This is a genomic window from Peribacillus loiseleuriae (genome assembly GCF_001183985.1).
Lineage (GTDB): Bacteria > Bacillota > Bacilli > Bacillales > DSM-1321 > Peribacillus > Peribacillus loiseleuriae.
Window position 1 is genome coordinate 3,883,291 of record NZ_LFZW01000001.1, and the last position, 23,059, is coordinate 3,906,349.

General features: G+C 38.3%; 21 protein-coding genes, 1 pseudogene and 1 other annotated feature. Of the genes and pseudogenes, 1 reads left to right on the forward strand and 21 read right to left on the reverse strand.

What is annotated here, in order from left to right; translation table 11 throughout:
- Window positions 1–256: 256 nt before the first annotated feature.
- Window positions 257–649 carry an Rrf2 family transcriptional regulator gene (locus tag AC625_RS17970; RefSeq protein ID WP_049682542.1) on the reverse strand — a complete coding sequence of 131 codons (393 nt, stop codon included), beginning with the start codon at window positions 647–649 and terminating at the stop codon, window positions 257–259.
- 521 nt (window positions 650–1,170) lie between these two features.
- Between AC625_RS17970 and AC625_RS17975 the strand changes: the two are divergent.
- Window positions 1,171–2,395, forward strand: a pseudogene (locus tag AC625_RS17975) (IS110 family RNA-guided transposase).
- Between the two features lie 176 nt (window positions 2,396–2,571).
- Here AC625_RS17975 and AC625_RS17980 read toward each other — a convergent pair.
- The 20 genes from AC625_RS17980 to polA all read right to left on the reverse strand — a co-directional run bounded on the left by AC625_RS17980 (window position 2,572) and on the right by polA (window position 23,023).
- Window positions 2,572–3,021, reverse strand: a complete 450-nt coding sequence (locus AC625_RS17980) for a DUF1569 domain-containing protein (RefSeq protein ID WP_049682543.1) — start codon at window positions 3,019–3,021, stop codon at window positions 2,572–2,574.
- A 195-nt stretch (window positions 3,022–3,216) separates the two neighbouring features.
- On the reverse strand, window positions 3,217–4,545 hold the full coding sequence (gene ltrA, locus AC625_RS17985; RefSeq protein WP_049681440.1) for a group II intron reverse transcriptase/maturase: 1,329 nt from the start codon (window positions 4,543–4,545) through the stop codon (window positions 3,217–3,219).
- A gap of 813 nt (window positions 4,546–5,358) precedes the next feature.
- Window positions 5,359–6,072, reverse strand: coding sequence for a TVP38/TMEM64 family protein (locus AC625_RS17990; RefSeq protein ID WP_342671001.1), 714 nt, complete (start codon window positions 6,070–6,072; stop codon window positions 5,359–5,361).
- A gap of 142 nt (window positions 6,073–6,214) precedes the next feature.
- Complete coding sequence (locus AC625_RS17995) at window positions 6,215–6,484, reverse strand: DUF1294 domain-containing protein (RefSeq protein ID WP_049682544.1); 270 nt, start codon at window positions 6,482–6,484, stop codon at window positions 6,215–6,217.
- A 73-nt stretch (window positions 6,485–6,557) separates the two neighbouring features.
- Complete coding sequence (gene rplT, locus AC625_RS18000) at window positions 6,558–6,917, reverse strand: 50S ribosomal protein L20 (protein WP_049682545.1); 360 nt, start codon at window positions 6,915–6,917, stop codon at window positions 6,558–6,560.
- Between the two features lie 35 nt (window positions 6,918–6,952).
- Window positions 6,953–7,153, reverse strand: a complete 201-nt coding sequence (gene rpmI / locus AC625_RS18005; RefSeq protein ID WP_049682546.1) for a 50S ribosomal protein L35 — start codon at window positions 7,151–7,153, stop codon at window positions 6,953–6,955.
- A gap of 22 nt (window positions 7,154–7,175) precedes the next feature.
- Window positions 7,176–7,676, reverse strand: coding sequence for a translation initiation factor IF-3 (gene infC / locus AC625_RS18010; protein WP_049682547.1), 501 nt, complete (start codon window positions 7,674–7,676; stop codon window positions 7,176–7,178).
- Between the two features lie 125 nt (window positions 7,677–7,801).
- Window positions 7,802–7,935 (reverse strand) — a sequence feature (ribosomal protein L20 leader region).
- Window positions 7,936–8,153: 218 nt separating this feature from the next.
- A complete protein-coding gene (locus tag AC625_RS26945) occupies window positions 8,154–8,330 on the reverse strand; it encodes a hypothetical protein (protein WP_156187581.1) in 177 nt (58 codons plus the stop codon).
- Window positions 8,331–8,488: 158 nt separating this feature from the next.
- Entirely contained in the window at window positions 8,489–10,420 is a 1,932-nt protein-coding gene (thrS, locus tag AC625_RS18015; RefSeq protein WP_049682548.1) for a threonine--tRNA ligase, read from the reverse strand.
- Between the two features lie 408 nt (window positions 10,421–10,828).
- Window positions 10,829–11,668, reverse strand: coding sequence for a sporulation protein YtxC (gene ytxC / locus AC625_RS18020; protein ID WP_049682549.1), 840 nt, complete (start codon window positions 11,666–11,668; stop codon window positions 10,829–10,831).
- Window positions 11,669–12,078: 410 nt separating this feature from the next.
- Window positions 12,079–13,017 carry a primosomal protein DnaI gene (gene dnaI / locus AC625_RS18025; RefSeq protein WP_049682550.1) on the reverse strand — a complete coding sequence of 313 codons (939 nt, stop codon included), beginning with the start codon at window positions 13,015–13,017 and terminating at the stop codon, window positions 12,079–12,081.
- A 7-nt stretch (window positions 13,018–13,024) separates the two neighbouring features.
- Window positions 13,025–14,428: a replication initiation and membrane attachment family protein gene (locus AC625_RS18030; protein WP_049682551.1), complete on the reverse strand. Its 1,404-nt coding sequence runs from the start codon at window positions 14,426–14,428 to the stop codon at window positions 13,025–13,027.
- 72 nt (window positions 14,429–14,500) lie between these two features.
- Window positions 14,501–14,968, reverse strand: a complete 468-nt coding sequence (nrdR, locus tag AC625_RS18035) for a transcriptional regulator NrdR (protein WP_049682552.1) — start codon at window positions 14,966–14,968, stop codon at window positions 14,501–14,503.
- A gap of 180 nt (window positions 14,969–15,148) precedes the next feature.
- A complete protein-coding gene (locus AC625_RS18040) occupies window positions 15,149–15,538 on the reverse strand; it encodes a hypothetical protein (protein ID WP_049682553.1) in 390 nt (129 codons plus the stop codon).
- A 302-nt stretch (window positions 15,539–15,840) separates the two neighbouring features.
- Entirely contained in the window at window positions 15,841–16,221 is a 381-nt protein-coding gene (speD, locus tag AC625_RS18045) for an adenosylmethionine decarboxylase (RefSeq protein WP_049682554.1), read from the reverse strand.
- 379 nt (window positions 16,222–16,600) lie between these two features.
- The gene (locus AC625_RS18050; RefSeq protein ID WP_049682555.1) at window positions 16,601–17,635 is read right to left on the reverse strand and encodes a glyceraldehyde-3-phosphate dehydrogenase; all 1,035 of its coding nucleotides are present in this window, start codon (window positions 17,633–17,635) and stop codon (window positions 16,601–16,603) included.
- Window positions 17,636–18,099: 464 nt separating this feature from the next.
- Window positions 18,100–18,702 carry a dephospho-CoA kinase gene (coaE, locus tag AC625_RS18055; RefSeq protein WP_049682556.1) on the reverse strand — a complete coding sequence of 201 codons (603 nt, stop codon included), beginning with the start codon at window positions 18,700–18,702 and terminating at the stop codon, window positions 18,100–18,102.
- 21 nt (window positions 18,703–18,723) lie between these two features.
- Entirely contained in the window at window positions 18,724–19,362 is a 639-nt protein-coding gene (ytaF, locus tag AC625_RS18060; RefSeq protein WP_049682557.1) for a sporulation membrane protein YtaF, read from the reverse strand.
- An 81-nt stretch (window positions 19,363–19,443) separates the two neighbouring features.
- Window positions 19,444–20,280: a DNA-formamidopyrimidine glycosylase gene (gene mutM, locus AC625_RS18065; RefSeq protein ID WP_049682558.1), complete on the reverse strand. Its 837-nt coding sequence runs from the start codon at window positions 20,278–20,280 to the stop codon at window positions 19,444–19,446.
- Between the two features lie 109 nt (window positions 20,281–20,389).
- Window positions 20,390–23,023, reverse strand: a complete 2,634-nt coding sequence (gene polA / locus AC625_RS18070; RefSeq protein WP_049682559.1) for a DNA polymerase I — start codon at window positions 23,021–23,023, stop codon at window positions 20,390–20,392.
- Window positions 23,024–23,059: the final 36 nt, after the last annotated feature.

The following is a 23,059-nucleotide window of genomic DNA, read 5'->3' on the forward strand; positions in this document are numbered from 1 at the left end:
ATGGCTAAAAAAATTCTCCTATACGTAGTAAAATTCGTCCTTTGAATACAAAATAATTCTCCTAAAACGTGAGTTTAAGACAAACCTATTTTATCAGTTGCCTTCTTTTTTCTCCCGTACTCTTTATTACACCTTGAATAAGTACATATCTCCTTAACAGATATTAAAGACTCTTTATATCTATTATTAATGCAAAAAAACTATCTATGTAACGGTCCAAACCCCTCCTTTCATCATTAATTGGCTTAATTAGATCTTATGGTTGCTTTTGGACCAAATCCGCCAATTTAGTATTTCTAAGATGACTCTGCATTTTCCCTTCCGCTTCCGTCATAACAGCTTGAATCGAACATTCATCCCCGTGGACAAAATTACATTCAAATAATGAGGCGGTGCCTTCAATAGCATGAATAATATCTAAAAATGTAATATCATCTTTTTTTTGTGATAGACGATACCCTCCATGGGCTCCTGAAATTGATTCAATCATCTCAGCCTTCACTAGCTTAGTTAAAATTTTAGAAAGATAGGTCGGAGAAACACCTTGGGATTCTGCTAATTGCTGAACGCCAATAGGTTTTGCTGGAGAAGCAGTGACAAGTGTGAGCATAGTATGCAGAGCATAATTCGTAGCTTTTGTAAATTTCATAATAGCACTTCCTTCATAGACTTTACCTATCTATAATATCCTTTAATATAATATTGTGTCAAGTTGTTCGTTAAAAAGAAAACCACTAATTATTTCTATGACAAATATAGAATTATTTTCATTTATAGTATTGGTGTTACAGAAATTATTTTCTTCATGCATACCGCAACTTATTCTTATTCAACTAATCTGCTTGGTTAGTTCAATAAATAAAAAAGAGCTACATATGCAACTCAATGATCTTCAAGAAAAGCCCTCGTTAGCCATCCATGTAGCGCAAAAATCAGCGCTACACCACAGAGAATGAAAATGGTGGAAAACCGTCAATACTGATTCTACGGCTGGAGAGGAAGATCGATGAACCTTGGTGCGTTAGAACCCATCCGTTAGTCTGACTCCAACGATCACGGTGCACCACTGACTGTCGCTCCCTCACGGGAAGCACACATGGTAGATTAATTCTATTCTGATTGCTGCACCAGCCTCCAATAATAATGAGAGCCGAGGAGAGGATGTTTTCAATGGATGTAGTCATTGAAAGAGCATGTGGTATGGATGTTCATAAGGACAATATTACTGCATGTATTATGACACCAGAAGGAAAGGTGATTCAAACGTTTTCAACTGAAACTGTTTTTCTAATACAGTTGGTTGACTGGATTAAACAACATAGATGTACCCACGTTGCCATGGAGAGCACGAGTGTTTACTGGAAACCTATTGTAAATTTACTAGAGACTGAAGTTATTGAGTTCCTAGTTGTGAATGCCCAACATATGAAGGCAGTCCCAGGACGTAAAACAGATGTTAAGGATGCAGAATGGATTGCTAAACTTCTTCGTCATGGGCTACTCAAAGCTAGTTTCATTCCAGACCGAAATCAACGGGAATTACGTGAACTTGTTCGCTATCGTCGAAGTATCATTGAAGAGCGTGCCAGACAACATACTCGGATCCAAAAGGTGTTAGAAGGAGCGAATATTAAGTTGGGCTCTGCTGTTTCAGATATTATGGGCGTTTCAGCTCGGAATATGCTTGACGCTATTGCCGAAGGTGAAGAAGATCCTGAAAAACTAGCAAACTTCGCTCGACGTACAATGAAAAAAAAGAAAGATGAACTTGCGCTAGCTCTAAAAGGATCTATCAATCCACATCAACGTTTAATGTTGAAAACCATTTTAAAGCACATTGATTTTTTGACTGAACAAATGGAGATGCTAGATGAAGAAGTGGAAAAAAGAGTGAGTAAATATCAAGAAGATATCGAACGACTAGATTCTATTTCTGGCATAGCTACAAGAATGGCTGAACAAATCTCATCTGAAATCGGGACTGATATTAAGAAACAATTCCCAAGTGCAGCTCATATGTGTTCTTGGGCAGGACTAGTTCCTGGGCATAACGAAAGTGCGGGAAAAAGGAAATCAGCTAAAACAAAAAAAGGAAACAAGTATTTGAGATCCGCATTAACAGAAGCAGCTCATTCTGTAAGAGAATCTAAAAACTATCTCGGGGCACTGTATAGACCGTACAGCATCACGAAAAGGTAAGAAACGAGCAGGTATTGTCGTCGCTCATGCCATCTTACGCATCTCCTATTATCTCTTAGCTCGGAAAGAAATGTATGTAGATTTAGGCGAAGACTACTTTGATAAGCAGAAAGAGCAATCAATTATTCGGCATTCCCTACGAAGACTTGAAAGTTTAGGATACACAGTTACATTAAAAGAACCTGAAGCATCTTAATCCAGTCCGTTTATCTTCAATAAAACCAATTATTTAGGCGCTCTCCTCTTTTTTTAAAATGAATAAGCTGCTTCTTCTTTAGTGTGCCCTTTTCCCCTAAGTTACAGAAGTTTATTTTCATGGTAGATACTTTCTTCAACTAACGATGCACATCGTTTCATTTTGTTTTTCAATATTTAAACTTCAAACTGTTTAAAATGATGGTCAAGGTGCTTGTATATTCCTTTACCCCATTGCTCAGAAGTGAGTTTCCCAAAAAAAGGATGTGGATGAGTTGTGCACTTCTCTGGTCCGTTATTTTGGAATGTGATAATTTTTTGTTTAAGCTTTTCTTTTTCTGTGTCAAATTCTCTATCATCTGCAATCAAAATGGTTGGAATAGTAGACATATTATGGGGCAACGTCTTGTCATTGTAAATGATTTGTTTTGCAAACCTCCCTACTATTATTCCTAACCAACTCCTTGGTGGAAAAGAATTTCCCATTGCAATGTCTTGGAAAGATGAACAATGCGCTAGCATTTGAGCGACATCCATTTTTCCCCATTTCGGTTGTGAATTTGGACTCAATTTGTCAATACGCTTTAAAACTTCTGCTGTATGCATATGATTAAAAATATTTTTCATTAGTGCATATCCCCTTTAATTATAATGAGTCAACCTTCTTAACTTATTTGGCCCGATTGTTGAACACAAGTTAAACAACACTCTTCAACTAGTCGAGTAGAAGGGAACCTTTCTACCTTTCGGTAGATTGTGTTCCTCCCCCCTCACAGAACCGTGCTTGCGCTATTCACGCACACGGCTCCTCCTAGTTATCATTCACAAAATGTAGCTAATCTCTTTTCTTAAGTCATATATATTGACCTTAACTCTTGGTGAAGGTAGTGGATATTTATCAAGAAATAGTCTGAATTTATCCCATGTAAAGGATTTCCTTTGACTTCTTCTGTTGAGCCATTTATACAGTATGTATCCGATTTTGTCTTTGAATTTGTTTACACTTTGGATGTTATCTGTGATGCAGTAATAGTTGTAATAACCTATTAGTGAGCGTTTAAATCTATCCATAATCATATGAATATCTTTATTTCTATTATTCTTCAACCATTCTTTTGATTCCTTAAGTTTGCCTTGGACTTTCTTCCTGCTTGATTTCCTTTTCACTCGAAAATTTCCCTGTTTACTCTTCCCACAATAGTGTGTAAAACCTAGGAAATCAAAGGTTGCTGGTTTTCTATTTCCCTTTTGTTTCGCATCTTTCTCCGCAAACCTCCCGAAGGGAATAATTTTAGTTTTATCCTCAGCTATCTCTAGTTTAAACTTCTTTAATCTAAGTTTTAATGATTGGAAGAATTCCTGAGCTTCGCTCTTATATTGAAAACAACAGACAAAATCATCTGCATATCTCACTATGTATGCTTGTCCTTTGCACTGTTTTCTTACCCTTTTCTCAAACCAAAGGTCGAGGACATAATGAAGATACACATTGGCTAATACCGGAGATATCACTCCACCTTGCGGTGTACCATTATCTGTTCTGTGTTTCTTACCTTCCTCCATATATCCACCTTTAAGAAACCTACCAATCATTCTTAGTAAGTTAGGGTCAGAGATTCGCAGTTTTAAGAACTCCATTATCCATATGTGGTCAACGTTGTCGAAGAATCCTTTAATATCTACATCTACTACATAATTTACTGACCTCTTTTCAATATAGTGGTTCAGTATTTTCAAAGCATCATGGCAACTCCTATTTGAACGGAATCCAAATGAACAATCTAGAAAGTCATTTTCATAAATGGTATTAAGTATCTTTGTAATGCCTTTTTGAACAATTTTATCTTCATGTTCAGGTATTCCCAATGGTCTTTTCTTGTTTGAATTGAGCTTTGGAATGTACATTCTCCTTACTGGAACAGGACGGTAACTTTTGCTTTTAAGCCTACTTATTAAATCCTCTATGTTTTCTTCTAAACTTTCACCGTATTGCTCTTTAGTTGTACCGTTGATCCCAGTTGCCCTCTTATTGGGAAGTTCATGATGACATTGAACTAATGCTTCCTTATTTAAAAGATGTGCAAGAGATGTAAATTTCATTTTAGGATCAGATTTTGCTAATTCTGCTATCCTTAGTAGTTTTGTTTCCATTTATTATACCTACCTCTGTGTGTAGTAAATGTGTCCCTAATAAGGGTGATAACTGGTAGCTAGCCTTTCCTCCATCGGCATTACCCAACTTCATTGGTACTACGCTGCTATCCGACTCCCTACATCGGCATTTGGTTTCCTTGCTTATTATCGCTTGTACACCATACTCTTCTAAAAGGAAGAAAAGACCGGTAGGGTCTCCCGAGTTGCCGTATCATATCAATGTGTAACGTGCCAAGGTCTCTGACTCCAGAGAGGTTTTATCCTTCTTGCCTTTTAACAAAGGATAAAATGTAGCTTTCTGCTGCAGGTAAGGCATCAGCCCTCTCGATTCACTAACATTATGGAGCTCAATCCCTTCAACCTTTTGGCTTTCGGCCCGCCACCTAACTGTCTACGCTTAAGGACTAAAGTTACCTTTAGCCCTCCAAGACTCGCTACGAGCGAATGGCTAATTCTTACTCGACGGGAATCCCACCCGTTATATGATACGACCTAGGCTCGGCCGCACACCTGCTCCTTTAGTTTAAGTACATTTCTTCACATTTTCACACTAATATTAACATAATTATCTATTTTTTGTTCAAGAGTTTTATTTCATTAAATGGCCCGTTTGTGGAAAAATATAGTGTTTTTATGTAAAATGATACCCTCTATAATAGAGGGTATCATTTTACATATAACACTGTGGAGATTTCCCCAATCTCATTCTTTGTTGCGATTTTCGATTATTACTATTCCCCCATTTAATCTCTGCTGAAACGAGTGTTTTTCATCCCATAAGTATATCCATTAGAATTTGCCTTGGCATTTTTAGTTTTCTACTTGAAAAAACTCATGCCACTTAATCACTGTTTGTTTTTCTCTCATTAAATAGACCAATAACGTGAATGAACATAGGATAAGGACAATGAGTGTCGGACTGAATGCACGTATATAATGACCGAACACTGTATAGAAAAAGGCGAGTGGGATATTGGTTGTAAAGGAGGCAGATGCATACGCTCTCCATCCTTTCTTCACTTCCATTAAGCAAAGAGAAAGCATATGATAATGGACAAAAGGGATAAGACGAAGCACAGTGATTTGTTTGACATTGAGTTTTCGGTGACCAAACAGTTTATTTTTCATTTTAAACAAGCGTTCCGTCAACTTCGGAACTTTGCGGCTTATTCCGTAAAAAACAAGACTAGATAACGTGAGACCAATGATTGAATAAATCGTCCCGGCAAGCGGACCGAATAATAACCCGCCCGTCATACAAACGACCGCAACGGGAATAAATAAGACCTGCCTTGCTACATGAAATAGAATAAAGGTCACTGGCGCAAATACCGTCCCTGACTGAATAATGCTCACGAGCATAACGAGTTCTTGATTCATAATGGGAATCCCCTCTCTGCTGCTTCGTCCTGCTCTTACAAGCATATACGTTTCCTTCTCAACATATGACAATTCATATTGCCCTCTTATTAGGGGATGTTCAAAAAGTCCCGTAAAAAGCTTGCGAATTGCATCAAAGCTCATGAATGACCTTCTGTTAAAATCGCGCACGCCCTGTACAAGTCCGGCCCTCACGTATTACTGTATACACTAAAGGTCTGAGACGATCGCTCCTCGAACTTCTCGACTCTTTTTATCCTCTTTTTTGAACACGCACTATTAGATTTTATCTGAAAATCCAGTAAGCTAGAATCGCCACTTGAATAATCATTAAAGTCGGAAAACCCCTTTTAAAAGAAACATGCTTCGTTTTATGATGGAAATGTTTCATCCCTATGTAACCACCTGTTGCGCCTCCAAAAAAAGCGAACAACCACAACGTTCGTTCGCTGATACGATACTCATGGTTTCGAGCTTTTTTCTTGTCACTCCCCATTATATTATATGCTGCCACATTGATTGCCACCAAATAAATGGTAAGTAGTGTTATCCCCATTTCAGTCTCCTCCCTACCTAAAACAAAAGCCACTCTCGAAGTCCGAGAATGGCTGTTTTAGATCAAATTGATCTTATTTGTTTAAATGTTGTTTTGCAGCGTCTGCAAATTGAGCAAATGCTTTGTCGTCAGCAACTGCTAAGTCAGCAAGCATTTTGCGGTTCACTTCGATACCAGCAAGCTTTAGACCATGCATTAAACGGCTGTAAGAAAGACCGTTGATGCGAGCAGCAGCGTTGATACGTGTAATCCATAATCTACGGAAATCACGTTTTTTGTTACGACGGTCACGGAAAGCATAGTTTCCTGACTTCATAACTTGTTGATTAGCTACTTTGAACAAAATATGTTTTGCGCCATAGTAACCTTTAGCTAATTTTATTACCTTTTTACGACGTTTGCGAGTAACAGTACCGCCTTTTACACGTGGCATGTTATTTCCCTCCTATTTAACTCGATAAATCGAACTTATTTAATATTGTCTAGCATATGACGAATACGTTTGAAGTCACCTTTACTTACAAGGCCAGCTTTACGTAGTTTACGTTTAGCTTTAGTAGATTTGTTAGCAAATAAATGGCTTGTGTAAGCGTGTGAACGCTTAAGCTTGCCGGATCCAGTTTTCTTGAAACGCTTTGCAGATCCGCGGTGAGTTTTCATTTTAGGCATAAGGTATTCCTCCTCATTACAGTTACTTTTCGATTTTTGGTGCTAAAACTAAGAACATGCTTCGTCCGTCCATTTTTGGATGCGATTCAATGGTAGCAACTTCTTTGCAAGCTGCAGAGAAACGATCCAATACACGTTGTCCAATTTCCTTATGGGTAATTGCGCGTCCTTTAAAACGGATAGAGGCTTTTACTTTATCGCCTTTTTCAAGGAATTTAATTGCATTTCGAAGCTTTGTGTTAAAATCATGTTCATCAATTGTTGGGCTCAGACGAACCTCTTTCAAGCTAATGACCTTTTGATTTTTACGAGCTTCTTTTTCTTTCTTTTGTTGCTCGAAGCGGTGTTTTCCGTAGTCCATAATTCGGGCTACAGGAGGCTTTGCATTCGCAGCAACTAAAACTAAATCAAGATTTACACGAGCGGCAATTTCCATCGCTTCGAATTTTGTTTTAATTCCAAGCTGCTCTCCGTTTTGGTCGATAAGTCGAACTTCACGGGCGCGGATGCCCTCGTTTACCATCGCGTCTTTACTAATAGTTAGCCACCTCCAAGGATATTTAGCGAATACAATCGTTTGGGCTAAAAGAAAGAATACACACGTTTTAGGTGATCCTTTCACCCCATGATTTGTATTTGCTTTATTGAACAAACAAAAAAGTGCGGATGCAATAACACCCACACTGATAGACTAAGTAGAATAAATCCAAATAATCAAATCATGACCTATCGACAGCATACTGCGTCAATCAGGTGAGAAGCGGGTGCTTCTTCTTTTACTCAAACACGTATTCAAATTACCTTAGAAAATATAACATAAACACTGATGATTTGTCAAATGCTTAAATTGTTTTTGTAACAACAAAAATTATCTTATCAAATTCCCAATAATTTTGCAATACATTTCTTTGATTTTTTTTTAAGACTGAAAGATTGTTGCCACTTAAAACAAAGGGTCAAACCCCACTGGCGGACCTATTCCAAGGATTTCCTGCTAATTTTATTCATTTATGTTCTTGGCTTTTTTCTTATCTATCGATTCCCACACAAAAAAGACAACCCAAAACAACATAACTGGAATAATGGCCCACTGCCTATAATCCGGAAGCAGTAACAAAATAATCGTTGCAAGGAATGCAGGTCCAAAGAGAGTGATGAATTTCTTCTTTTGATTCACACAAACAACTCCTTGTACACCTTATCGTAACCTACATAGTAGTCCATAAGTGGCGGCTACACAAATAATTTGCATCAAAAAAAAGAAACATAAACAGGTCAGACCCGTACCTCTTTCATGAGGACGAAATCTGACCTAGTTGCTTAATCCCGGTTTAATTAGCGATTCACTTCGGCTTTAATGGCTTTCACGAAGTCTTCGAATGATATCGTTTCGGATTTTTGTTCGCCATATTTACGAACATTTACGCTGTTTTCTTTAACTTCATTATCACCAACCACGAGCATATATGGAATTTTTTGCATTTGTGCTTCACGGATTTTGTAGCCAATTTTCTCATCACGTGTATCGAGGTTGACACGGATTCCTTCTGCTTTTAGCTTATCCTGAATTTCTTTTGCATAATCAAGATGTACGTCAGGAGAAACTGGGATCACCTGTGCTTGAACCGGCGACAGCCATGTTGGGAAAGCCCCTTTATATTCTTCAATTAAGAATGCAACAAAGCGTTCCATTGTGGATACTACACCACGGTGAATAACAACTGGGCGATGTTGTTTCCCATCTTCACCAACATAGTTTAAATCAAAGCGTTCAGGTAACAAGAAGTCTAATTGAACAGTTGACAATGTTTCATCTTTACCTAGCGCAGTACGTACTTGAACATCAAGCTTAGGACCGTAGAATGCTGCTTCGCCTTCTGCTTCATAATAATCAAGACCAAGATCATCCATCGCTTCCTTCAGCATACTTTGTGCTTTTTCCCACATTGCATCGTCATCAAAGTACTTCTCTGTATCTTGTGGATCACGATATGAAAGACGGAAGGAATAATCGTTCAGATTAAAATCTTTGTACACTTCAAGAATTAAGTTGACTACACGTTTAAATTCTTCTTTAATTTGATCAGGACGAACGAAAATATGCGCATCATTTAATGTCATTCCTCGAACACGCTGTAGACCTGATAGAGCTCCAGACATTTCATAACGGTGCTGTGTACCAAGCTCAGCAATTCGGATCGGAAGTTCACGATAGCTATGGATGCTATTTTTATAAATCATCATATGGTGCGGACAGTTCATCGGACGTAAGACAAGCTGTTCATTATCCATATCCATGACAGGGAACATGTCATCTTGGTAGTGTTCCCAGTGTCCGGACGTTTTGTAAAGATCGACACTTCCCATGACTGGAGTATACACATGATCATAGCCAAGACGTTGTTCTTTATCGACAATATATCGTTCGATCACTCGACGAATCGTAGCACCTTTTGGAAGCCATAACGGCAGTCCCTGTCCGACCAATTGGTTACTTGTGAAGAGGCTTAATTCTTTTCCTATCTTACGGTGGTCACGTTCTTTTGCTTCTTCAAGTAAACGTAGATGTTCAGCCAAGTCTTCTTTTTTGAAGAAGGCGGTTCCGTAAATACGTTGGAGCATTTTGTTGTCGCTGTTTCCTCGCCAATAAGCGCCTGCAATACTTAATAATTTGAATTCTTTAATCTTCCCTGTTGACGGTACATGAATTCCACGGCATAGATCGAAGAAATCACCTTGCTCATAAATGGTTACTTGTTGATCAACTGGAATAGCATCAATCAACTCCAATTTATACTCATCACCAATTCCTTTAAAACGTGAAATAGCTTCATCACGGCTCACTTCAACACGAGTGACTTCAAGATTTTCATTGACAATTTTCTTCATTTCTTTTTCAATTAACGGCAGGTCTTCTGGTGTTAAGGATTCTTCAAGATCAACATCATAGTAGAATCCACCTTCGATAACTGGACCAACACCGAATTTAGCGTTTTTGTATAGACGTTTAATCGCCTGCGCCATTAAGTGAGCTGTACTGTGACGAAGAACTTCTAACGCTTCCTCACTGTCTTGGGTAATAATCGCAATCGAACCATCTGCTTCAATTGGACGTTTTAAGTCATACATTTCACCATTATATTTGCCTGCGATTGCCTTTTTTCTTAACCCTGGACTGATGGATGCTGCGATATCATCTGTTGTTGTACCTTTGGCAAACTCCTTCACGGCTCCGTCTGGGAAAGTTATTTTCACTACTTCTGACATGCTCGTTCACTCCTTCTAATTGTGTGATATTTTGCGGAAAACACAAAAAAGCCCGCCCCTGTATAAAACAGGGACGAGCTTAATAATTATTATTTAACCCGCGGTTCCACCCTCGTTTCACTTTGCTTATTCCGGCAAAATGACACTCGTTGCTTGGTAACGGCAGCTTCCCGTCAGCTAATAGTTGCGTTTATACGCGTTCCTAACTGAAGTTTAGAGGTGGTAAGTGTTCTGTTCGTGCTGGGAAGCTCTCAGCTTTGCGTTCCCTCTCTGATAACCGAAATATAAGAATACCCATGTCCTCGTCATTACTTTTCATTATAATAAATGTTAGTATGTAGGAAATTATATCGGGTTATTCAAAGAAAATCAAGGACTGCAAAAAATTAATCATGAAGTTTCTTAAATTTAAATAAGCGTTCTTGAGAAAGACTGGATTGGCCGAATAATAGTCCGCTCTTCAAATACACGACGAATCGTTTGAATAAGTCCATCTTCCGCATCATCGGTATATACATATAATCGCTCTGGCGCAATCGAAATAAGCGGTGCGAGTGCTGTTGAATCAATATAAATCGGATACCCTCCCAATAGTCTTCGATCCATCATTCTCGTGAGGTCTTCCTTTTCCAATTTCTGAAAAGATTCATCAAAAAAAGAAAAGCTTTCTTGATGCACTAAATGGATCGTTCGTAATTGAGTCTGGCGCTTATTAAGGAAGTCACGTAATGTAGCAATAAAATTTTGATAATCTTGTTCAAGTTTATACTCATCAATCGCAAGGCCTGCATAATGCTCCAAAGATTCAAAAAAGCCCTTTAAGCGAAACGTCGCAATCGATTCAAACGAAAAGGATTTCTCTTCAGTTAGTACAACCTGAATAGATTCGGCAATCGCGGCTTCCGCTTCCTCAAACCCATTACTTGAACCCAACTTCATCTCACCTTCAACAATGGAAGCGGCAATGTCGAGAATTGCCTCCACTTCTTCCTGTTCCTCAAATAAAAATTTCTCACGAATCGCTTGCTCAAGGCCATCCCTTAACTTTTCTTCTACTAAAAACGTGTAAAACACATCACTTAATAACCGGTGAACATCGTTCAAATGCCGCTCTTCTACCGTAATGAAGATTCCTTCTTCCGAAACAAATTGTATATATGAATGCAGTTCTGCCCCTAAAGGGTGGACAGATACGAATTGGAGCCATTTACGTGCCTCTATATCATCTGGAAAATAAATATGTACCAACGATACCCCCCCTATACGAAACGCTTTGTTTCTATGTATATGGGATAAGCCCATTTTTAGAAGTGAACCTTAACGGAAAATCAAGTGATTTTGCATACAAAACCCGAATGGCGTTAAAACGCCACCATTTACCATGAAAGATTAATCCTGTAGCACGCTACACTCACCTAATCACAATGGTGGCGGTGCGGAAGTACTTTCTTAATAAAGTTCGTATATCTGCCAAATAGATTGTCTAGATTAGTAAATCGCGAAGCCCCGTTCCCATGTCCTCACACAAAAAAGAGGTTGCCCCAAAAAGTGACCTAAAAACTCTATACCCGTTTATTGCGTCATTTACATGTCAAATAAACGATATATTGGAGATTAGGTCTGACTTTTTCGTTATGGGACAGCCTCTTCATACAGAATCAATGTCTTCTGTTTTTTCCTTTTAATAAAAATGGTTCTGCTAAATATTTAATTCGTTCCATGACTCTAGCTGCTTTGACTTCCTCCTTCTCACCTCGCTGTGAGAACGTAAGATGTGTCTGCATTTCCGTAAAGCTAAAATTTGACGTAAAAAAGGTCGGCAAGTTCTCAAGCATTCTGAATTGCAAAATAGGCCCGATTACCTCATCTCTCCCCCAGCTTGTCATGGACTCTGAGCCAATATCATCAAACATAAGGACTGGCGCTTTTTTGGCCATATCAATTTTGTCATTAAACGTATTGTCCGTAAATGATCCTTTCAATTCTCTTAAAAAATCTGGAACATAAACGAGTAATGAAGAAATCTCCTTCTTGGCAAGTTCATTTGCAATCGCGCCAAGAAGATACGTTTTTCCAACTCCAAATTCCCCGTACAAATACAAGCTTTTCCGCTTTTCTCCCGGCTTATAATTCGAAATAAAAGCCACCACTTTCTCCACCGCATCAATTCTGTTCTCAGATGCATCACTGCGATAAAAATCTTCCATCGTTGCTGAAAGAATGTCTTTGGGAACATAGAGACTTTGAATCAACTTCTCTAGTTTTCGTTTTTTATCATCCATGACCTTACGTGGACAATCCTCATAATTTAGATCAATCATATTTCTCCGAATAACAAGCTTCGGGTGAAAACCTTGCAATAGATTCACACACCCGCCTAAGCTAGGGCAATTTTGACACTGCTTACTTTGGGAGGTAAATTCATACAGCTTCATCAAGCTCTTATCTAGCATTTCTTCTGAAATTTGCGAGCTGTTTTCATTCAGAAAAAGACGAATTTGCTCATCACTAAGCACTTCTTTTTTCAAGTCTTCATATTGCATTCGAAATTTATTTGTATTGGTCACCTTGTTAAAGGCATTATTGATTCGTTCCATGCCTACCTCACCCCCGGTCTTTCAAAATTCCTAATGATTCTTCAATCTTGCGTAGCCGTTCCGCCGATTGCTCATTCAGTTTTGTTTCTGTTTTCTCTTCTTTTTCGATAGCTTTCTCTTTATTCAACCACTCAGGAACGACTTCCGTTCGAGTCGCTTTTCCTGTCGTCGTTTTTCCTTCTTTTTTCGCTTTGGCCCATTCTTGATATTGACGATGCTCATTTTTGGCTAGCTCCATCGCCGCCTTAACAGTTATTACTTTTTTTCTTGTCCAATGGGAGGCGATTTTTTCCATATAGGCTTTCGTTAGCTTCATATCGGTCTTCAGCATTACATATTCAATTAACACATTTACAACACCAGGGTTTAATTTTTGATTAAAAAGAATTCCCTCAATGATTTGCAAATCAGCCTTTGTCGGTTCAGCCCCCCCAGAAAGCTGTTTGAGTCGTTCTCTCGGTGAAATGGTTTCAAGATGTCTGATGTATTCTTCTTCCTGTGTTTTTGGCTCACTCGACTGAGTTCGATCACGCTGCGGTTGCACGCGGTCCATTAAAGTCGGCAATTGATTTTGCGATTCAATTTGGTACCAATCTCGCGCAGCTTTCCGCAATGATTCGATATCAATTTCATCGTTGATATCAGCAGCACTTATTACGAGTTTTTGCATCTCCAGTACATTAATCCCATATAAAAACGAAAGCTTAGCAATCGTATCTTGGACATTCGGTGTGAAAGCTTTACGGTTGATTTGAGATGGTTTTACCCCAGAATACAATAAATCGAAATTAAAGTCTTCCTTAAACCCTTCAAGTTCTTTACCATCCTGTCGACCTATAAAACGTTTCTCTTGTTCAAGATTTAATTCTTCTTCGCCTTCATCTGACACATATAAAGATGTCTGTTGATCAGATGCAAAAATCTCAGTAAAACTCTTCGTTACTTGTTCATATTCATTGGTTGGCATCTCTTCATCACTAAAAAAATTCTTTAAACGATTGAAATGAACCTTGCCAATTTTTTTAAACAAATAGATATTCAACATCCCATCATTGAAAAATTGCTTTGGTGTTGATGGTGGATTCAACTCATAGATGAATCGTTTTCCTTCTTCCGTTTTTTTTCGGTACACATTCAAAAGACCGATTCCTTCTAATTTATTCCTTGCATTATAGATTTCATTTAAGTTCAAGTCCATTGTGTTCATTAAATTGTAATGCAAGGAAGATTGGGACCAAAGTCGATTCTCTTCCAACTCACTCCACAATGTCATGTATAAACTAGTACAAATTGGACCAATAAGCGGTTGATACAGCAACGTCATTACTTTACGATCATAATCGTGAAGCAACCCTGTCGATGAAACGGTATATCGATCAACAGGAAGTAATTCCTGCCAAGTGTTAGACATCTTCCTTCAGACCCTTTCTTATAAAGTGAAACTTCAATCAGTAGTGAAAAAAGAGCCAAAGTTAATAGCCCTTTAGCTCTGATTTCGCTCTTTATCTATTAAGTCCTTTAACTCATCAATAAATACATTGATATCCTTGAATTGGCGATATACAGAAGCAAAGCGGACATACGCGACTTCATCAACTGTTGCAAGCTTATTCATGACCATTTCGCCAACTAAATCACTCTTCACTTCAGATGCGCTTTCGTTTCTTAGTTCCTTTTCAATAGAGCTCGTAATATCTTCTAATTCTTTGAGAGGAACGGGGCGTTTCTCACAAGCCCTAATTAAGCCACGAAGAATTTTGTCAGAACTGAATTCTTCACGTGTACCATCTTTTTTTACAACGATGAGCGGAGTTTCTTCCACTTTTTCAAATGTTGTAAAACGGTAGCTACATTTCTCACATTCTCGCCTGCGACGAATTGAACGGCTTTCATCGACTGGTCGTGAGTCAAGCACTCTAGTTCCATTATATTGGCATGACGGACATTTCACAGTTAATCATCTCCGTATTATGTAGTATTCCCGATAAAGCTGTCATTTCAGAAAATTACGTTTTATCCCACATTAATGGGCAGCAAGACACCCACTACTAGATGTTTCTCACTTTAGATATATCCATCTTATATAAAACTTCCTACCAGCACAAGGGTATTCGTTCAAACTCTTGCCCCACTATTTGGTACGGAGGGACGGAAGCTTTTGGTCGAGAGCATCATACGCCGCAAGGATTTGTTTTTTAAGTGCCTTATTAATTCCCATCGGTGACCATTTTTCTGTTGATACAGTAAAGTCAACGGCCGTTTCTAGTGGTCTGACCGTGATAATTGTAATGATGATGTCTAGAGCCGGTGACTGTTTAGAATGGACAAAAATCTCCCCATGCTCTTTAGAAACTGACTTAATCTCATAATGTTGTTTATTACCAAATACTTCTTCAACACCACGTATCGTTTGTTCAAAATTACTTTTATAATAGCGAGTTTTCAGTTCTGTATCATGATGATGTTCATTTGATTCACATTGCTGACTATATCGATTCGTAAACGTTTTCAACCAACCCATACTCTAAATCATCCTCATATCTCTTTTTACCTTTTATTATACACGATACACTAATAAAACTCATGGAAAAACTAGTACCTTATCATATGAAAAGCACAAACATCATCGCTACAACAAATGAATTACACGAACCTCTTATAGTGCGTGTTCATAAAGGAGGATAAAAAGAGCCGAGAAGTTCGAGAAACGATCGTCTCTAGACCTGTGTGTATACAGTGATATGTGAGAACCGGACTTTTTGAAAAACCTCTTATAAAATCAAAAAAGAGATGCATCATTTGCACCTCTTGTACTCGCCAAAATTATATAGCACTTACTTCGCTTTTTTTCACTGAAACAGGACCCATACCTCGCGGAAGCTCCATGTTTTCGCGAATTTCTGCATTCAATGCGTCTGCTATATAATTAGCAGCAACATTCGGATTTAAATCGCCGCATGTATACACATCAATGCTAGCATAACCGTGTTCCGGAAAACTATGAATAGTTAAGTGTGACTCAGAAATAATGACGACTCCGCTAACTCCCTGCGGTGCGAATTTATGAAATGCTACTTCACGTACTTCAGCACCTGATTTCAACGCAGCATCCACAAATACTCTTTCAATATAATCGATATCATTTAGTTTTTCAAAGTCACAGCCCCAAAGCTCAGAAATTACATGTCTACCCATTGTTTCCATCTACTTTTCCCCCTTTTACATGATTAAGAATTCTGTAGAATATGATTCTACCAATAACTACCACGGGGGAAAGTTAGTCCAAAGAGGTCCTAACCCTTTAAGTAGCCATTATGGACTCTTATTCAAGAAGTTCACGATTGTTAGTATACTTCGTTTTAAAAAAATTTGCAACAGCGTTTTTTTTATTTTATTCATAATTTTAAATTCTGTGTAAGCTTGAGCGCGATGCTTTCTAACAACCTATTACTTCATGTATGTTCCCCACTTAATTTTCTAATGAAAATTTGAAGAAGGGATACTCTTGGCATAACTAATAGAACAGTAAAAAAGCGCCTTCAATAACTCGGCACTTTTTTAGCTATGTACAAAATAAACAAGCTTACATACCGACCATCACTTTTGAAAGGCTTTTCATTTTTGTCCCTACTAATTTCACAAGGTCCACGACACGATTCGAATACCCCCACTCATTGTCATACCAGGCTAATACTTTAATTTTTCTATTATCCATGACCATCGTCGATAGGCCGTCAATCGTTGCCGACTGTGGACTTGTATTAAAATCTATAGACACGAGCGGTTCCATCGAAATTTCGAGAATTCCTTTAAGTTTACCTTCTGATGCTTTACGGAAGGCCTCGTTTACTTCTTCCACAGTCACATCACACAGTACGTCTACAACAAGGTCCACGAGTGACACATTAGGCGTTGGTACACGGAGCGCCATGCCATGTATCTTCCCTGTTAATTGCGGCAACACAAGTGACAGTGCCTTTGCAGCACCTGTGCTTGTTGGGATAATACTTTGTCCGCAAGCGCGAGCACGTCTTAAATCCTTATGTGGATTATCGAGATTTTTTTGATCATTTGTGTAAGCGTGTACAGTTGTCATCAACCCATTTTCAATACCGAACTGTTCATCCAGAATTTTTGCAACTGGGGCAAGACAATTGGTTGTACATGAAGCATTCGAAATAATAACATGACGATTAACATCAAGTACATCTTCATTAACACCCATAACAATCGTAACATCTTCATTTTTTCCTGGAGCTGTTAAGACAACTTTTTTTGCACCCGCTTCGATATGAAGGGCTGCTTTCTCATGATCATTAAATTTCCCAGTCGCTTCAATGACGATATCAACATTTAATTCTTTCCATGGGAGCTGCTTTGGATCGCGATTATTGAGTAATTGAACACGGTGACCATTTACAATAATGGCATCCTGTTCCGTTGATACATCCCCTTCGAATTTCCCATGAATTGTATCATATTTAATTAAATGTGCTAACGTTTCAGCTGGATAGTTTGCATTAATTGCAGTTACAATGAGATCATTATCTAAAATAGCCTGACGAAAAACCATTCTCCCAATTCTTCCAAAACCGTTAATCGCGATTTTCGTGCTCATAATTCAGAACCCCCTCTAATTAATGTTATACTTTTTATCGAAATATTAAAATTAGTATAACATATTTTAAGTATACGTGTTAATAATTTCTGTATAAAATGCTATTTTTATACCATTCGCTTTTTTGTCATCACAAATCATGATTTCCACACAAAAGGCTATACCATATAAGTTTTCTCGTTTTCACCACTAATCAAAATAACTTGTTTTGACGTATCATTTGGAGTTTAGATTACGAACCTCCTTCTCAACAAAAAGTGTGAGCACCCGATACGGCAGATCAAGAAGACAATCCGGAATCAAGTTTTACGCACCGGAATAAACTCTTTTCGTCCCAGAATCCAGTTTTGCGAGCGGAATGGTTTTATCGATACGATCCGACACGAAAATAAAGACGCAGATTATTCATTCAACATATATAATCAAAAAAAAGAAGCCATGTTTAAGCCTCTTTTTTCCGTTTCTTATATAACTTCCCACTCAGCCAAAACTTGCTTTACTTGTTTCTGTGATTCTAGAAGTGATCCATTATTATTTATGACTGCATCAGCTAATTCTTTCTTTTCAACTAATGGCATTTGAGAATCGATTCTAGCTTTAGCCTCTACCTCACTTAAACCATTACGTTTCATGAGACGTTCGAGTTGAATCCGCTCATCCACATAGATTAGGATCGTTTTATCAACCATATGCGTTAATTTACTTTCAAACAAAAGTGGGATATCCATGAATAGAACCTTTTCCCCTAACTCAAAAGCCGTTTCTTTTTGCTGAAGCATTCTTTTCCTCACAGCTGGATGAACAATCCCGTTAAGCTTGCGCCTTTTCTTTTCATCATAAAAAATAATGCCACCAAGTTTAGCGCGATCAATTGAAGTATCCGTTAGAAGTACATCTGTGCCAAATACCTCGACGATTTCTTGATAGGCTTCTTGCCCAGGTTCGACCACTTCTCTTGCAGCGATGTCTGCATCAATGATCGTAAAACCAAGTTCTTCTCGAATAAATTGGCTGACACTGCTTTTACCACTTGCAATACCGCCTGTAATTCCGATTACCTGACTCATACCCAACCCCTATTTCAATAATTATAATTTACAAAGACCAATAATGATTAATAAAACACCTGGTAAGTAGGACAAATGCTGTACAATTTTATTTGAAGAAAGTAATTTACCACTTTGCAAACCGCTCCACAAAAACAATGAGCTCATTAAAGCGATACTAATTGAGAGAATGAACGGAGATATACCAAGCATCGCTGCCCCAATACCTGCCCCAAATGCATCAAGGGATAATGCAAAACCTAAGACAATTGCTTCTACACCGGTAATTGTACCTGATTTATCAAAATCAGCATTCATCGGTTTTTGTAAAATATTAATCGCCACGCCTAATGATTTGATTTCAAAATTAAAGAGAATTTTCTCAGTATCATGCGTTTGCTCTTCCCCAACGCGCTTTTTCGAACGATAATATTGAAATAAAATCCAGCTCCCAAGTAGGATTAAGATGATACCACCCGTTTTTGCTGCTGCTTCTACAGAGACAAACCTCGTGATAAAATCACCAATTACCATTGCCATACCTACGCTTAATGCCGAACAACACGCGATAACGGCAATTGATTTAAATGGAATTCTCATTTTTCTCATACCAAAGGTCATACCAACACCAAAACCATCCATACTTACCGCAAATGCAAGAAATATTAATTGTAGCCACATCGAAACGTATGCCCCTTCCATTCAAGTTGCTAGGATAGTATATGGAGGGGGCATATCCAATGTGTGTTTACCCATATAAATTTAATTTGAATGAAGTGGCTGACATGTAGGACAAATATGAGTTCCTCTGCCACCTACTTTAAGTTTCTCAAGAGTTGCATTGCATCGTTTGCACGCTTCCCCTTTTCGGTCATACACGAATAAATCAAGTTGGAACATGCCGATTTGGCCTTGTGAATTGATGTACGAACGAATCGTACTACCACCTTTGTTAACAGCTTCTGATAAAGTAGCAATGATTTCACGATGCAGGCGAGCTATTTCTTCTGCTGACAAGGATGAGGCTATTCGTTCCGGATGAATTCCTGCACGGAATAGAGACTCATCCACGTATATATTCCCGATTCCAACTACAACTGTTTGATCCAGTAAAACCATTTTAATTTTACGATTTGTTTTCCTTAGCTTTGCAGTGAGATCGTCAATCGTGAATTCACGAGATAACGGTTCTGGACCTAAATGCGCAAGTGGAAGTTGATGCATTTCCTCGCCTTTTGCAAATAAATGCATCGTGCCGAATTTCCGAACATCCCGATATCGCAGTTCAGTGCCATCCGTGAAGGAAAAAATAACATGGGTATGTTTATCATATGACTCCACTGAAGCATACACGCCATATTTCCCTTCCATTCTTAAATGAGACACCATCGCATAATCGTCAAGCTGGAAAATAAGAAATTTCCCACGACGCTGGATTTCATGAATCGTTTGTCCTTGCAAGGCATCTTTAAATTGTTCAACTTGTTCTGGAGCTTTAATGATTTTCGGCCAAAACACTGACACATCATGGATTTTTTTGCCAATTACAAGTTCCTCTAATGTGCGCCTAACCGTTTCAACCTCAGGAAGTTCTGGCATTCACTTTTCCCCCTTTTTTAATTCCTTATTTGGTTAACATCAATGACCATTACAAAATATGAAAAATATAACCGATTCATCCTTGACCAAGTCGCCTCCGCTTTTCTTATTACTTCGCATCAAACCATGTCGGACCATAGGAATAGTCTACTTTTAACGGAACATTTAGCTCAATCGCTCGTTCCATTTCTTCAGGTACAATCTTCATTAGGATGTCAATTTCTTCTGGCGGGGCTTCGAAGATTAGTTCATCATGTACTTGAAGAAGCATTTTTGTTTTTAAATTCTCCCGTTGAATTCGCTCCGTCATATTAATCATCGCAAGCTTAATGATATCAGCCGCACTGCCTTGGATTGGTGTATTCATTGCTGTCCGTTCTGCAAAGCTTCGTATGTTGAAGTTTTTACTCGTAATTTCTGGAATGTAGCGACGGCGGTTTAAAAGCGTATTAACATACCCTTTTTGATTCGCTTCAAATATGCTTTCACGCATATATTCCTGCACCCCTGGAAAGCTCTTTAAGTATTTCTCAATAAATTCTCCCGCTTCTTTCCGGGATATACCAAGACTTTGAGATAAACCATAGTCACTGATTCCATAGACGATTCCAAAATTAACCGCCTTTGCTTGACGTCGCATATTAGAAGTCACTTCGTCTTTTTCAACATGAAACACGTCCATCGCTGTTTTCGTATGAATATCCATATTAGAGCGGAACGCTTCAATCATGGCTTCATCATTGGCAATATGCGCAAGTACTCGCAATTCAATTTGCGAATAATCAGCGGCAAAAATAAGCCAGTCTTTTTCTGAAGGAATGAAGGCCTGTCTAATTTTCCTTCCCTCTTCTAAACGGATCGGGATATTTTGCAAATTTGGATCTGTTGAGCTTAAGCGCCCAGTTTGAGTTAATGCTTGATTAAATCTTGTATGAACCTTATCTATCTCCGAAAAACTAACTACTTTCAACAGGCCTTCAATGTAGGTAGATTGAAGCTTAGCAAGCTGACGGTAGTGTAAAATTTCACGAACAATTTCATGCTTACTTTCCAATTTTTCCAAAACATCCGCTGAAGTTGAATAACCCGTTTTTGTTTTCTTCATTACCGGTAGCTGTAGCTTTTCAAACAAGATAACACCTAGTTGTTTAGGCGAATTAATATTGAAAGCCTCACCAGCCAAGCTAAAGATTTTTCCTTCAATAGCTTGTAAACGCTGTGACAGCTCTTGTCCCATATCCTTTAGACGCTGGACATCAACCTTTATGCCTTGTAATTCCATATTGGCAAGAATGATCGACAGCGGCAATTCTAAATCAGTCAATAATGCATACTGCTCGTTTGCTTCAAGCTCTGCAATCATTTCATCTTTTAATGTTAAAATAGCCCTTGCTTTTCTCCCTAAGAAATCACAAAGTGCATCTTGATCAGGAATCGAACGCTTCGCACCTTTCCCATAAAAAATTTCATCAGGTTGAAGCATTGGACGCTTTTGAGCTTTCGCAATGGCTGCAACATCCACAACCGATTCTGCAGGATTAAGTAAATAGCCCGCTAAATATAAATCAAATTCAATTCCTTTTAATTCAATCCCTCTTCTACTTAACGAAACAATCGAGCGTTTTGCATCATAGACGAATTTCTTATACGATTCATTTTCTGCCCAGCTTTTAAAAATCTCTGAGTGGATGACAGCATCACCACGTATACAAAAATCCCCATTTTCATTTGAAAAACTAATCCCAATAATGTCTCCACGGTGATAATTATCATCGAGAATTTCGATATAAAGAGCCGTTTCCTCTGTCAACATTTCTTCAGTAATCTCTGTGACCAACTCTACATTCAGCTCTTCTTGAACAATATCTTCAGCAGTATCAGCAACATTTAATTTCTCAAGCAATGTGTTAAATCCGAGTTCTTTATATAAAGGAGCGATTTTTTCTTGGTCCATTCCATTGTATACTGTATCATTTAGTTGGATTTCAATCGGAGCTTCGCGCGTAATGGTAGCTAGTTGCTTACTTAAAACGGCAAGTTCTTTATGTTCATCAATTTTTTCTTTCAGTTTGTTTCCACTAACTTGATCGATGGATTGTAGCAGGTTTTCCACTGTTTGAAACTGATGAAGCAATTTAAGCGCCGTTTTTTCTCCTACACCAGGAATTCCAGGAATATTATCAGAAGCATCTCCCATTAGTCCCTTCATATCAATAATTTGAACGGGTGTGATGCCGTATTTTTCTTGAATATGCAAAGGGGTGTATTCTTCAATGTCCGTAATACCCTTTTTCGTGATGCCGACCGTTGTTTTTGACGAAGATAATTGTGTTAAATCTTTATCTCCAGAGATAATTTTAATTTCAAAGTCTTCTTTTTCAGCATGAAGTGATAAAGTACCGATAATATCGTCCGCTTCGTAATTCGCAAGCTCATAACGAGAAATTCCGTAAGCGTCTAGAAGCTCCCGGATAAACGGAAATTGCTCAGACAGCTCTGGCGGCGTTTTTTGGCGTCCACCTTTATATTCTTTATAAGACTCGTGGCGGAAAGTCGTTTTCCCGGCATCAAATGCCACGAGAACATGCGTTGGCTTTTCTTCCTCCAAAATCTTATTTAACATCATCGTGAATCCATAGATTGCATTCGTATGGACTCCTTTATCATTATTCAACAGCGGCAATGCAAAAAAAGCACGATATGCAATGCTGTTTCCATCAATAAGTACTAATTTATTACTCAAACTCGAATCCTCCTTTTATAAACATACTGGATTTAC